At 60.4% G+C, this 13,266-nt stretch carries 13 protein-coding genes; 9 read left to right on the plus strand and 4 right to left on the minus strand.

All coding sequences use genetic code 11. From position 1 onward, the window contains the following. Positions 1–7: 7 nt before the first annotated feature. The gene (locus AC13QE_RS24040; RefSeq protein WP_132715875.1) at positions 8–889 is read right to left on the minus strand and encodes a LysR family transcriptional regulator; all 882 of its coding nucleotides are present in this window, start codon (positions 887–889) and stop codon (positions 8–10) included. A 191-nt stretch (positions 890–1,080) separates the two neighbouring features. On the opposite strand from AC13QE_RS24040, the gene AC13QE_RS24045 reads away from it, so the two are divergent. The 9 genes from AC13QE_RS24045 (at position 1,081) to AC13QE_RS24085 (ending at position 10,228) form a co-directional block, all read left to right on the plus strand. After that, positions 1,081–2,577, plus strand: a complete 1,497-nt coding sequence (locus AC13QE_RS24045) for a CoA-acylating methylmalonate-semialdehyde dehydrogenase (protein ID WP_488485550.1) — start codon at positions 1,081–1,083, stop codon at positions 2,575–2,577. Positions 2,578–2,723: 146 nt separating this feature from the next. Further along, complete coding sequence (locus AC13QE_RS24050) at positions 2,724–3,071, plus strand: VOC family protein (protein WP_015338872.1); 348 nt, start codon at positions 2,724–2,726, stop codon at positions 3,069–3,071. 153 nt (positions 3,072–3,224) lie between these two features. Continuing rightward, complete coding sequence (gene rirA / locus AC13QE_RS24055; protein ID WP_015338873.1) at positions 3,225–3,713, plus strand: iron-responsive transcriptional regulator RirA; 489 nt, start codon at positions 3,225–3,227, stop codon at positions 3,711–3,713. Positions 3,714–4,055: 342 nt separating this feature from the next. Then, entirely contained in the window at positions 4,056–5,651 is a 1,596-nt protein-coding gene (locus AC13QE_RS24060; RefSeq protein WP_488485551.1) for an ABC transporter substrate-binding protein, read from the plus strand. Between the two features lie 89 nt (positions 5,652–5,740). Next, the gene (locus AC13QE_RS24065) at positions 5,741–6,745 is read left to right on the plus strand and encodes an ABC transporter permease subunit (protein ID WP_132715880.1); all 1,005 of its coding nucleotides are present in this window, start codon (positions 5,741–5,743) and stop codon (positions 6,743–6,745) included. 9 nt (positions 6,746–6,754) lie between these two features. After that, positions 6,755–7,663: an ABC transporter permease subunit gene (locus tag AC13QE_RS24070; RefSeq protein ID WP_488485552.1), complete on the plus strand. Its 909-nt coding sequence runs from the start codon at positions 6,755–6,757 to the stop codon at positions 7,661–7,663. Beyond that, a complete protein-coding gene (locus AC13QE_RS24075; protein WP_488485553.1) occupies positions 7,663–8,679 on the plus strand; it encodes an ABC transporter ATP-binding protein in 1,017 nt (338 codons plus the stop codon). Before AC13QE_RS24070 ends, AC13QE_RS24075 begins: the two co-directional genes overlap by 1 nt. After that, on the plus strand, positions 8,676–9,629 hold the full coding sequence (locus tag AC13QE_RS24080) for a peptide ABC transporter ATP-binding protein (protein WP_488485554.1): 954 nt from the start codon (positions 8,676–8,678) through the stop codon (positions 9,627–9,629). Before AC13QE_RS24075 ends, AC13QE_RS24080 begins: the two co-directional genes overlap by 4 nt. 71 nt (positions 9,630–9,700) lie before the next feature. Next, positions 9,701–10,228 carry a gluconokinase gene (locus AC13QE_RS24085; RefSeq protein WP_488485555.1) on the plus strand — a complete coding sequence of 176 codons (528 nt, stop codon included), beginning with the start codon at positions 9,701–9,703 and terminating at the stop codon, positions 10,226–10,228. A 60-nt stretch (positions 10,229–10,288) separates the two neighbouring features. Here the strand turns inward: AC13QE_RS24085 and AC13QE_RS24090 are convergent, their stop codons facing one another. The 3 genes from AC13QE_RS24090 to AC13QE_RS24100 all read right to left on the minus strand — a co-directional run bounded on the left by AC13QE_RS24090 (position 10,289) and on the right by AC13QE_RS24100 (position 13,203). Beyond that, on the minus strand, positions 10,289–11,536 hold the full coding sequence (locus AC13QE_RS24090) for an NAD(P)/FAD-dependent oxidoreductase (RefSeq protein WP_488485556.1): 1,248 nt from the start codon (positions 11,534–11,536) through the stop codon (positions 10,289–10,291). Between the two features lie 117 nt (positions 11,537–11,653). After that, positions 11,654–12,151, minus strand: coding sequence for an isoprenylcysteine carboxyl methyltransferase family protein (locus AC13QE_RS24095; RefSeq protein WP_488485557.1), 498 nt, complete (start codon positions 12,149–12,151; stop codon positions 11,654–11,656). Further along, positions 12,151–13,203, minus strand: a complete 1,053-nt coding sequence (locus tag AC13QE_RS24100) for a type III polyketide synthase (protein ID WP_488485558.1) — start codon at positions 13,201–13,203, stop codon at positions 12,151–12,153. The genes AC13QE_RS24095 and AC13QE_RS24100 overlap by 1 nt, the downstream gene beginning before the upstream one ends. Positions 13,204–13,266 lie beyond the last annotated feature (63 nt).

Raw genomic sequence — 13,266 nt, forward strand, 5'->3', positions numbered from 1 at the left:
GCGTCATTTACAGGAAGATCCGCCGCTCCTCGCTGACCAGTTCCTGCAAAAAGTCGGCAACAGTGCGCACACGCACGAGATCGCGAGCGCTCTCATGATAGGTCGTCCAATAGGCACGCTTGATGGAGACATCCGGCAGAATGCGGGTGAGCTCCGGAAACTGCCTTGCGATATAATCATGCAGAATGCCGACGCCTGCGCCGGAACGCACTGCTTCCGTCTGGCCGATGGCCGTGGAGATCTCGAACGAGGCGTCCCAGCTGCGCATGATCTCACCGGAAAAATTGAGCGATGCCGTGAAGATCAGGTCTTCGACATAGCCGACGCGCGGATGCAGCTTCAGCGCCTCGACGCTGTCGGGCAATCCTGCCTGCTCGAGATAGGCTTTCGAAGCATAGAGCCCGAGCGTGTAATCCGTCAGTTTCGATGAGACCAAACGTCCTTGCTCCGGCCGTTCCAGGGTGATGGCGATATCGGCCTCGCGCTGCGACAGCGAGAAGGAGCGGGGAACGGGCACGAGCTGGATGCGCAGCTCCGGATAGCGGGCGATCAGCCGCCCGAGCCGTGGCGCGAGGAAGGAAACCCCGAAGCCGTCGGGCGCACCGATGCGAACCGTGCCTGTGATCGCGCTGTCGAGGTGACCGACGCTTGCCTGCGCGCGCAGCATCTCCGTTTCCATGCGCTCTGCCGCGTGAAGGAAGATCTCTCCTTCCGCCGTCAGGTCGCAGCCATTGGTGCGGCGCACGAGCAGCCGCGTCTTCAGACGTTCCTCCAGCGTCGTCACGCGGCGGGAGAGGGTGGCATGGTTGACGCCCAGCCGTTTCGAAGCGGCCAGGATCTGCCCGGTGCGCGCCACAGCGAGAAACATGCGGACATCATCCCAATCCATCAGCATATCCTCTCTTGCACTTTAAATCCTGTGGTCTTCCGCATGTCGCTATCGCAAAAACCGCTATACACTTTTGCGCGACATGCTTTCGGACTTTAATTTTTGCACAACGGTTGCTTATAGCAGCTCATTGATTTGTGCAAATTGAAGTGCCATCCTGTCACCATCCAAGAAAGCGAGGAGGCACATCCATGCGTGAGATCGGTCATTTCATCGGCGGCAAGCACGTCGCCGGCACGAGCGGACGCACGAGCAACGTCTATAATCCGGCAACCGGCGAAATGCAGGCAACCGTCGCGCTCGCGGGCGTCGACGAACTGCGTGCAGCCGTCGAAAATGCCAAGGCTGCGCAGCCGAAATGGGCCGCCACCAACCCGCAGCGCCGCGCCCGCGTTTTCTTCAAGTTCGTCGAACTGCTGAACCAGAACATGGATGAGCTGGCGACCCTGCTCTCTTCGGAGCACGGCAAGACGGTCGAGGATTCCAAGGGCGATATCATCCGCGGCCTCGAAGTCTGCGAATTTGTCTGCGGCATTCCGCATCTGCAGAAGGGTGAGTTCACCGAAGGCGCCGGCCCGGCGATCGACATGTACTCCATCCGCCAGCCGGTCGGTGTCGGCGCCGGCATCACGCCGTTCAACTTCCCAGGCATGATCCCGATGTGGATGTTCGCGCCGGCGATCGCGTGCGGCAACGCCTTCATCCTGAAGCCGTCAGAGCGCGATCCGTCCTTGCCGATCCGCCTTGCCGAACTCATGATCGAGGCCGGCCTGCCGGCAGGCATCCTCAACGTGGTCAATGGCGACAAGGCTGCCGTCGATGCCATCCTGACGGATCCGGATATCGCTGCCGTTTCCTTCGTCGGCTCCACGCCGATCGCCCGCTACGTCTATGGCACGGCCGCGATGAACGGCAAGCGCGCTCAGTGCTTCGGCGGCGCCAAGAACCACATGATCATCATGCCCGACGCCGATATGGACCAGGCCGTCAACGCCCTGATGGGCGCCGGCTACGGCTCGGCCGGCGAGCGTTGCATGGCGGTATCGGTCGCGGTTCCGGTCGGGGAGGAGACGGCCAACCGTCTCGTCGAGAAGCTGGTTCCTAAGATCGAATCCCTGCGCATCGGCCCCTATACCGATGAGAAGGCCGACATGGGCCCGCTCGTCACCAAGGATGCCTATAACCGCGTCAACGGCCTGATCGACCGTGGCGTCGAAGAAGGCGCCAAGCTGGTCGTCGATGGCCGCGGCTTCAAGCTGCAGGGCTATGAAGACGGCTATTTCGTCGGCGGCACGTTGTTCGACCACGTCAAGCCGGAGATGGACATCTACAAGACCGAGATCTTCGGGCCGGTTCTGTCGGTCGTTCGCGCCAAGAACTACGAGGACGCCCTCGACCTTCCGATGAAGCACGAATACGGCAACGGCGTTGCCATCTACACCCGTGACGGCGATGCAGCTCGCGATTTCGCTTCGCGCATCAATATCGGCATGATCGGCATCAACGTTCCGATCCCGGTTCCGCTCGCCTACCACTCTTTCGGCGGCTGGAAGGCTTCGAGCTTCGGTGACCTCAACCAGCACGGCACGGACTCCATCAAGTTCTGGACGCGCACGAAGACGATCACCGCGCGCTGGCCGTCCGGTATCAAGGATGGCGCCGAATTCGTCATGCCGACGATGAAATAAGCATCGCAATCATTGGCTTCCATCGGCCGTCGTCCGGAATTTTTTCGGACGGCGGCTTTTTTATTGCGTTTGTTTTCGATGGAGTCATCTTGTCAGGGCCGCTGTTTTCATTTAGAACAAAACAAGAACAACGGGAGGGCCGCGCGATGGCCGTGACCTATCAGATCGACTATCTCGAATTTCCGTCGAAAGACGGCCTGAAGACCCGCCGCTTCTTCGAGGAAGCCTTCGACTGGAGCTTCGTCAGCTATGGACCGACTTACCATGTCATCGAGGCGGCCGGAATAGATGCCGGCATAGACGGGGACGCGGGGGAGGCGGCCGGCACGCCTTTGCCCGTCGTGCGCACCACCGATCTGGAAGCCGCCCAGCGCGCCGTCGAATTCGCCGGCGGCGTCATCACCCGCCCGGCTTTCGATTTTCCTGGCGGTCGTCGGTTCCATTTCCGCGAGCCGGGCGGCTGCGAAATGGCGGTCTGGATTTCCGTGCCCTAAGGTTCGAACATGGCCGGTTGGAGATCGCACGGCTGGATGGCCGGCTTTCTAAATAAGCTGAATATGAATTTCATATTTTGGAATTGTTCAAAACTAAGAAAGCCACTATATACGGGACCAGCCCCTAAGCAGCCTCGATTCCAGGAGATCGGCATGCGTTTGACCAAGCAGACCAATTACGCAGTGCGCATGCTGATGTATTGCGCCGCCAATGAAGGCCATCTGAGCCGAATTCCGGAAATCGCCAGGGCATACAGCGTATCTGAGCTGTTTCTCTTCAAGATTCTGCAGCCGCTGACCAAGGCTGGCCTTGTCGAAACGGTGCGTGGCCGCAATGGCGGCGTGCGCCTTGGCAAGCCGGCGACCGATATCAGCCTGTTCGATGTCGTCCGTGTTACCGAAGACAGTTTCGCCATGGCGGAATGCTTCGAGGATGGCGTGGTGGAATGCCCGTTGGTCGATAGCTGCGGTCTCAACTCGGCGTTGCGCAAGGCGCTCAATGCTTTCTTCGACGTTCTGACCGAATATTCCATCGACGACCTCGTCAAGGCTCGCCCGCAGATCAACTTCCTCCTCGGCCTTACCGACAAGGATCACAAGGCGATTGCGAAGAAGCCGGTAGTTGCAGCCCCGGCCGCCTGATCGGTCCTCTGAAATTCGAACATGTTTCAGTCCGCAGTTACCGCCGGTAGCTGCGGATTTTCGTTTGTATTGCCTCCTATCCGGGCAATAGGCGGTTGGCGGATTGGAAGAGGAAAACGGCAAATCGTGCTGAATCTGCTAAAAGCGTGCAAATTTTTGCCAGAAAATTACCAATTCAGAGGTTTTTTCGTCCAAAAATTTCCAAACTCTAGAAATTGGAAAAATTTTAGGCGGCGCTTGTTGCTTTCAAACTTAAAATAAAGTTCCATCGGCGCGATCCGAATAGGAACCTCTGGTGGTGTCCACGGCTTCAAAAGAATAACAAATCTGGGAAACGATATCATGAAAAAGATTTCTGTCCTGCTGGCAGTGACAGCCCTGGCTTCGGTCATGGCGACGTCCGCCTGGTCAAAAACGCTTGTCTATTGCTCGGAAAGCTCGCCGGAAGGTTTTGACCCGGGTCTCTACACCGGAGGCAACACTTTCGACGCCTCGTCGCGCACGGTCTATAGCCGCCTTGTCGAATTCAAGCATGGCAGCACCGAAATCGAGCCGGGCCTTGCCGAAAGCTGGACCGTGTCTCCGGACGGCAAGGAATACACCTTCAAGCTCCGCAAGGGCGTCAAGTTCCAGACCACCGACTTCTTCACGCCGACGCGTGACCTCAACGCTGATGACGTGATCTTCTCGATCAGCCGTCAGCTCGGCACGGACAGCCCCTGGGCGAAGTATGTCGCCGGCGGTACCTACGAATATGCCGATGGCATGGGTTTCCCGAAGCTCATCAAGTCGATCGACAAGGTTGACGACCTCACCGTCAAGTTCGTGCTGAACCGCCCGGAAGCTCCGTTCCTCGCCGACCTCGCTATGGACTTCGCCTCGATCCTCTCGAAGGAATATGCAGACAAGCTGCAGGCCGACAAGAAGATGGAGCAGATGAACCAGCAGCCGCTCGGTACTGGCGCATTCACCTTCGTCGCCTACCAGCCGGATGCCGTCATCCGCTACAAGGCGAACGAAACCTACTTCAAGGGCAAGGAAAAGATCGACGATCTCGTCTTCGCGATCACGCCGGACGCCTCCGTTCGTGCGCAGAAGCTGAAGTCCGGTGAATGCAACATCATGCCGTATCCGAATGCGGCCGATATCAAGGATCTGAAGGCCGACAAGAACCTCAAGGTTCTCGATCAGGCAGGCCTGAACGTTTCCTATCTCGCCTACAACACGCTGGTTGCTCCGTTCGACAAGGTCGAGGTACGCAAGGCCATCAACATGGCTGTCAACAAGCAGGCCATCGTCGATGCCGTTTTCCAGGGTTCTGCCAAGGTTGCGACCAACCCGATCCCGCCGACCATGTGGTCCTACAACAAGGACATCAAGGACGACGCGTTCAATCCGGAAGAAGCCAAGAAGCTGCTCGAAAAGGCCGGCGTCAAGGATCTCAGCATGAAGATCTGGGCGATGCCCGTGTCGCGTCCCTACATGCTGAACGCTCGCCGTGCTGCCGAACTCATGCAGGCGGACCTCGCCAAGATCGGCGTCAAGGTCGAGATCGTCACCTATGACTGGGCGCAGTACCTGAAGCTCTCCTCCGCCAAGGACCGCGATGGCGCGGCCATCCTCGGCTGGACCGGCGACAACGGCGACCCGGACAACTTCCTTGACACGCTGCTCGGCTGCGACGCTGTCGGCGGCAACAACCGTGCACAGTGGTGCAACAAGGAATTCGACGGTCTGGTGAAGAAGGCCAAGCAGACGGCTGACGTCAAGGAGCGCACCAAGCTCTACGAAGAGGCTCAGGTCGTCTTCAAGCGCGAAGCACCGTGGATGACGATCGATCACTCGGAAGTCTTCATGCCGATGACAAAGAATGTCACGGGCTACTTCCAGGATCCGCTCGGTATTCACCGCTTCGACGGCGTCGATATCGCCGAATAACGAAAAATCTGTGAGAATGCCCGGCTAGGGTCGGGCGACCCGGCGGTCAGGCAACTTGCCTGACCGCCGGAAAAATTTGGACAACTGTCATGTTGCGATTTTTTTTCAGCCGCCTTGCGGTTCTGATCCCGACGTTTCTCGGCGTATCGATCGTCGCCTTCTCTTTCATCCGCCTGCTTCCCGGCGATCCTGTCATGCTGCTATCGGGCGAACGCGTCATGTCGCCGGAACGCCATGCGCAGATCTCGCACGATCTCGGCTACGACCAGCCGATGGTCGTGCAGTACGGCCGATATATCTGGAATGCCCTTCATGGCGATCTCGGCACCTCGATCACGACAAAGCGTGACGTGCTGACCGACTTTTTGACCTTCTTCCCGGCCACGCTCGAGCTGTCGATCTGTGCCATGATCCTCGCGATCTGTCTTGGCATACCGGCCGGCGTTTTCGCTGCCGTGAAGCGCGGCACATGGTTTGACCAGAGCGTCATGGGCGTCGCCCTCGTCGGCTATTCCATGCCGATCTTCTGGTGGGGCCTGCTGCTTATCATCGTCTTCAACGGTTATTTGCACTGGACGCCGGTGTCGGGCCGTATCGGACTCATCTATTTCTTCAAGCCGATCACCGGCTTCATGCTGATCGACAGCCTGCTGTCCGGCCAGAAGGGCGCCTTCTGGTCCGCTTTCAATTCGCTGATCCTGCCGACCATCGTGCTTGGCACGATCCCGCTCGCCGTCATCGCGCGCCAGACGCGCTCGGCGATGCTCGAAGTGCTCGGCGAGGATTATGTGCGCACGGCTCGTTCCAAGGGCCTCTCGCCACTGCGCGTCGTTTCCGTGCATGCATTGCGAAATGCGATGATCCCCGTCGTCACCACGATCGGCCTGCAGGTCGGCGTGCTGCTCGGCGGCGCCATCCTGACGGAAAGCATCTTCTCCTGGCCGGGTATCGGCAAGTGGATGATCGATGCGGTCTTCAAGCGTGATTATCCGGTGGTGCAGGGCGGCCTCTTGCTGATCGCCGGCATCGTCATGCTCGTCAATCTCGTCGTCGACCTGCTCTACGGCTTCGTCAATCCACGCATTCGTCACTAGGAGCGGCCCATGAGCACGGTTAGCGTCAAAACGGTTAGTGTCAAATCCGACCGTCCTTCCGCTCTTGCGGAGTTCTGGTATTATTTCTCTCGCAACAAGGGCGCCGTCATCGGCCTTGCGATCTTTCTTTTCGTCCTGTTTCTGGCGATCTTCGCCGGTCTCGTAGCGCCGCATAATCCCGATGTGGCCTATGGCAGTGACATGCAGCGCCTGCCGCCCGCCTGGGCGGAGGGCGGCAACAGCAGCTTCCTACTCGGCACCGATGCCAATGGTCGCGATCTCCTGTCGCGCCTCATCTACGGCACGCGCTTCTCGCTGTTCATCGGCCTCGTCGTCGCCTCGCTTTCGGCGATCGTCGGCATTTTGATCGGACTTATCGCCGGCTACGCCCGTGGTCGTGTCGACACGATCATCATGCGTGTCATGGACATCATTCTTGCGGTTCCGTCGCTGCTGCTCGCCCTGGTGCTCGTGGCAATCCTGGGCCCGGGTCTGATCAATGCGATGATTGCAATCTCGATCGTCAACCAGCCGCATTTCGTCCGTCTGACGCGCGCCTCCGTCATGGCTGAGCGCGACAAGGAATATGTGATCGCTTCGCGGGTTGCCGGCGCGGGCCATCTGCGGCTGATGTTCAAGACCATACTTCCGAACTGTCTGGGTCCGCTGATCGTGCAGGCGACGCTCGCCTTCTCGGCTGCCATTCTCGAAGCCGCCGCGCTCGGCTTTCTCGGTCAAGGCGCCCAGCCGCCGACGCCGGAATGGGGCACGATGCTTGCCGACTCCCGCGAATTCTTCCAGAGCAACCCTTGGCTCGTTACTTTCCCCGGTCTCTGCATCCTGATCACGGTGCTCGCCATCAATCTGATGGGCGACGGCCTGCGCGATGCGTTCGACCCGAAGCTGAAGAGGTCGTAATGGCACTTCTCGATATTGAAAACCTCTCCGTCGAATTCCAGACCTCGTCCGGCTTGTTCCGGGCCGTCGATGGCGTCTCGCTGACGTGCGACAAAGGAGAAATCCTGTCGATCGTCGGCGAATCCGGTTCCGGCAAATCCGTATCCATGCTTGCCATGATGGGCCTTCTGCCCTGGACGGCGAAGATCACCGCCGACCGCATGATGTTCGACGGCAAGGACCTGCGCGGTATCTCCTCGCGTCAGCGCCGCAAGATCATCGGCAAGGACATGGCCATGATCTTCCAGGAGCCGATGTCGAGCCTCAACCCGTGCTTCACGGTCGGCTTTCAGCTCGGCGAGACGCTGCGCATCCATATGGGCCTCGACCGCAAGGCGCGCCGCGAACGCGCGATCGAGCTCTTGAATCTCGTCGGCATTCCAGCCCCTGCGGATCGCCTGTCGAACTTCCCGCATCAGATGTCCGGCGGCATGAGCCAGCGCGTCATGATCGCCATGGCGCTTGCCTGCAATCCGAAGCTTCTGATCGCCGACGAGCCCACGACCGCCCTCGACGTGACGATCCAGGCGCAGATCCTCGACCTGCTCGTGCGCCTTCAGCGAGAGCAGGGCATGGCGCTCGTGCTCATCACGCATGACATGGGCGTCGTCGCCGAAACGGCAGAGCGCGTGCAGGTGCAATATGCCGGCCAGAAGGTCGAGGAGCAGCCGGTCAAGGAACTGTTCCGCGACCCGCATCATCCCTATACGGCAGCCCTTCTTTCGGCTCTGCCGGAGCGCGCCGAAGTCGGCGAGCGCCTGCCGTCGATTGCCGGCGTCGTTCCTGGTCAGCACGATCGGCCGACGGGCTGTCTCTTTGCGCCGCGCTGCTCCTTTGCAACGCCGGAATGCGACAAGGGCGTGAGGCGTCAGGGGCCTGAACTGGGCGTAGCCCTATGCAATTATCCGCTGGAACATGGCAAGCCGCTCGGTCACCCCGGCATTGCCGCCACGCAAAAAGCAGGAGGTGCCGCATGACCGGCGCTGTTCTCGAAGGGCGCGATCTCGCCCGCTTCTACACCGTCAAGCGCGGCACCTTCAAACCGGAAGCGACCGTCAAAGCGTTGAACGGCGTCAGCTTCAGCCTGCAGTCGGGCCGCACGCTCGCTGTCGTCGGCGAATCCGGCTGCGGTAAGTCGACGCTCGCTCGCCTCGTGACGATGATCGAAAATCCGACGGCCGGCGAATTGTTGATCGACGGCAAGCCCGCCAGGCTCGGCGACCGCAGCCTGCGCAGTGCCGTGCAGATCGTGTTTCAGAACCCCTATGGCTCGCTGAACCCGCGCCAGAAGGTCGGCTCCATCCTGGAAGAGCCGCTGAAGATCAACACGGATGATGATGCCGCGACCCGACGCCGCAAGGTGGAGGAGATGATGGCACGCGTCGGTCTGCGTCCGGAACATTATGATCGTTACCCGCATATGTTCTCGGGCGGCCAGCGTCAGCGCATCGCCATCGCGCGTGCCCTGATGTTGCGGCCGAAGGTGCTGGTGCTCGATGAGCCGGTGTCCGCACTCGATCTGTCGATCCAGGCGCAGGTCCTGAACTTGCTGATGGATCTGCAGAAGGAGATGGGCCTTGCCTACCTCTTTATCTCGCATGGCCTCTCCGTCGTCCGTCACATCGCAGACGACGTGATGGTGATGTATCTCGGACGCCCGGTGGAAACCGGCACGGCGGACGAGGTCTTCAGCCGGCCGCGCCATCCCTATACTGCGGCCCTTCTGTCGGCGACGCCGATCGCCGATCCGGATCGCGAAAAGAACCGCATCCGCCTCCAGGGCGAGTTGCCGTCGCCCCTCAATCCGCCGAAGGGCTGCCACTTCAATCCGCGCTGCTGGCGTGCCCAGGACAAGTGCCGGCAGGTCGAACCGGAACTGGCGGGCGACGGAACGCATAAATTTTCCTGTTTCTTTCCGCTGGATTGATCCAAGTTGTGAGTCGGGCATGGCTGAAGAGCGCCGTGCCCGGTTTGAAATCAATCATTTCGGATAGGCCTATGCGCGATAATCAGGACACCCCGCTTGCCATCATCGTCATGGGTGTCAGCGGCAGCGGTAAATCCTCGATCGGTGAGGGTGTGGCGGCCAGGCTCGGCATCCATTTCATCGAAGGCGATGCTCTGCATCCGGCAGCCAATGTCGAGAAGATGAGCAAGGGCATTCCGCTGACGGATGAGGATCGCTGGCCCTGGCTGGAAAAGATCGGCCAGGAAATATCGGCAAGTCTTGCGAAAGGCGAAGGCGTTGCCGTGACCTGCTCGGCGCTGAAGCGCGTCTATCGCGAGCGCTTGCGGGCCTCCGCCGGCGGTCACCTCTATTTCATCTATCTCGAAGGCTCCAAAGAGCTGCTGACGAAGCGCATGGGCGAGCGCAAGGGGCATTTCATGCCGACCTCGCTGCTCGAAAGCCAATTGCAGACGCTGGAAGTGCCGACGGGCGAGCCCGGTGTCGTCACCGTCGATATCGACGCCACGATCGAAGAAATCGTCGATGCGTCTGTCAAAAGCCTCCGGGCAATCCTCTGAAGCAATTCCAGGAAAAGTGCGTAGCGGTTTTCCGTCCGGAATTGCGTGAGATAGAGCAGTTCAGGGAGCAAACCGGCCCGGAGCATAAGCCGAAATATCGATGAAGGGCTTCTCGCCGGTGATGAGCTCGGCGAGCACGCGGCCGGTCACAGGCCCGAGCGTCAGCCCGTGATGGGCATGCCCGAAGGCGAACCATAGGCCGTTATGGCGCGGCGCCTTGCCGATGATCGGCATCATGTCGGGCGTGCAAGGCCGTGCTCCCATCCAGGGTTCCGGATCGAGCCGTTCGCCGAGCGGGAAGGTGGTGCGCGCGACGGCTTCGGCACGGTCGAGCTGGACCGGTGTCTTCGGAGCATCGCGCAGGGCGAATTCGGCGCCGGTCGTCAGCCGGATGCCCCGGCTCATCGGCGCCAGCAGATAGCCGCGCTCGGCATCCAGCGTCCAGTTGTTGAGGATGGCGTCGCCCTCGGTGGCGTAATGCATGTGATAGCCGCGCTTGACGCCGAGCGGGAAGGCATAGCCGAAGCGTTTCGTGACGATATCGGCCCAGGGGCCGAGTGCGACGACGACATCCTCCGCCTCGATCGACCCTTCCGCCGTCACCATTCTCCAGGCCGAGCCGGCCATTCCGAGTGAGACGGCATCTCCCGTCGTCACACGCCCGCCAATGCTTTCGAAATATCGGCGATAGGCTGATGTCAGCCCGTGCGGGTCGAGCACCGACCAGGGATCACGCCAACGAAGCGCGCCGGAAAAATTGCCTCTGAGATGCGGCTCCATGGTTGTGATCTCCGCACCGCTCAAAGCGTCGTAGCCGATCCCGAATTCACGGTTGAGACGCTCCGCTTCTGCAAACTCGGCGTCGCGCTTCTCGTTCGAACGGAACAGCTCCACCCAGCCGTTTTTACGAATGAGCTCTTCGGCATGCGAGGCTTCGATGAGATCGTTGTGCTCGCTGACGGAATGTTCGATCAGCGGCGCATAGGCACGCGAAATCATCTCGTGGCGCTTGGTATTGGAGTTCCACCAATAGCGCGCGAGGAAGGCGATTTGCGCCGGCAGAGCGCGCAGATGATAATGCGCGTCGATGCGATTGTTGAAGGCATAGCGCAGCAGCAGGCCGAATTGCTGCGGGAAGCCGTAGGGCACCACGCCCTCGCGCTGGATGAGGCCGGCATTGCCGAAGGATGTTCCCTGGCCTGGTGGCTGGCGATCGACGAGGACGACTTGCCGTCCCCGCCGCTGCAGATGGATTGCCGTCGAAACACCGACGATGCCCGCACCGAGAACGATTGCGTCCTTTGTCATTTTATCCTGCTATCCGCATGCCTATTGCATTGCCGCCCGGTCGTTCCGTATTGTCTGACCGCGCTCTAAGCATCGAAAATGCCTGCCAAATTTCGCCGGCGCAATTGAAAAATGCGGTCAGGCCGTACTCTGTTTCAGGCAGGCGTTTTCGGCGTGGATGCGGATCGTAAGAATGATGCCGTTGAGCAGCGAAAAGATCGCGGCGTAAAGCGGCATGCCGAAGGCAAGCGGCAAGACAGCGATCTCGCCGACGACGACGGCATAGTTCGGATGGCTGAGGAAGCGATAGGGTCCTTTGGTCACCAGCGCCGCGTCGGGCAAGATGATGATGCGCGTCGTCCAGCGTTCCCCAAGCGTCGCCAGCACCCAGAGGCGCATTGCCTGCAGCACCATGAACAGCACGAACCATAAGGGATCGACCGGCCGGCCGATGGCTAAGAACCACAATCCGATCAGCCAGGCCGCATGCGTCGCCACCATGAAGGGATAGTGCTCCGCTGCATATTCACGGGCTCCGCGGGCAAGGAGCGCTGCGGTGTTATGCTTTGCATAGACGAGCTCCGCCAGCCGCTGCAGCGTCACGAAAGTCAGAAGTGCGATCGATGGCCACGGCATTAGGCGACCTTCCTCAAGGTGATGCAGCTTGCCGAAAATCCCGGTCCCATGGCGAGCAGGGCGGAACGCTCCGGCAAGCCGGTCGCAATCACCCGCTCCAGCACGAACAGTATCGTGGGCGAGGACATGTTGCCGTAGTCGCGGATCACCTCGCGTTCGATTTCGAGCGAACCCTCTTCAAGGCCGAGTGCGCTTTCGAGCGCCGCCAACACCTTGGCGCCGCCGGGATGGCAGATGAAGCGGTCGATATCGGAGATCAAAAACCGGGATCGCTCCAGAATGCCGGCAACGGCGCCCCTGAGATGCGTCTCGGCAAAGACCGGCAGTGATTGTTCGAGGATGATGCCGAAGCCGGTGTCATCGATCTTCCAGCCCATGATGCCGAGGCTGTCGGGGAAAAGATGTTCGCCCGTCGATTCGATCTCTGCAATTCCGCCTTCGCCGGTCCGCAGCACGCAGGCTGCCGCTCCATCGCCGAACAGCGCGGTGGCAATGATGTTGGGCCGTGTCAGTTCGTCCAGCCGAAAGGCAAGGGAGCAGAGTTCGATCGAGATAAAAAGGACGACGGCGCCCGGCCGGCTTCGTGCCATCTTCGTCGCGACCGCGAGACCGGATACGCCGGCTGCACAGCCGAGCCCGAAGACCGGCACACGCTCGATATCGGTACGGAAGCCCATCAAGCCGGCGAGCCGCGCGTCGAGGCTCGGCGTCGCAAGTCCGGTGGATGAGACTGTAACAACGCAGTCGACATGCCGGGCCTCAAGACCAGCGCGTTGCAGCGCCGCCGTTGCCGTCCGGCAGAAAAGCTCAGAGGCCACCTCCGTATAGGCAGCCATACGGTCCTGCCAGCCATGCGGCTGTTCGAACCAGGACAGAGGCCGCGCCACATGGCGCTTGCGAATGCCCGTGCTCTCGAAAACGCGGGCGAGATATTTGAAATCTTGAAAGCGGCTCGAGAAGAGGCGGCTCGCCGTCTCGGCGGCGTCAGTCTGGAGGATGATGTTATCGGGCGTTGCGACGGCAAGGCTTAGAAGTTTGACGGTATCGGTCACGAGTTTCTCCTGCGCCCTTGAGGGGCCTGGGATGGAAACACGTGGCGAGGGTGGTCTATTCGA

Source organism: Martinezella sp. CNPSo 3957 (assembly GCF_057784395.1).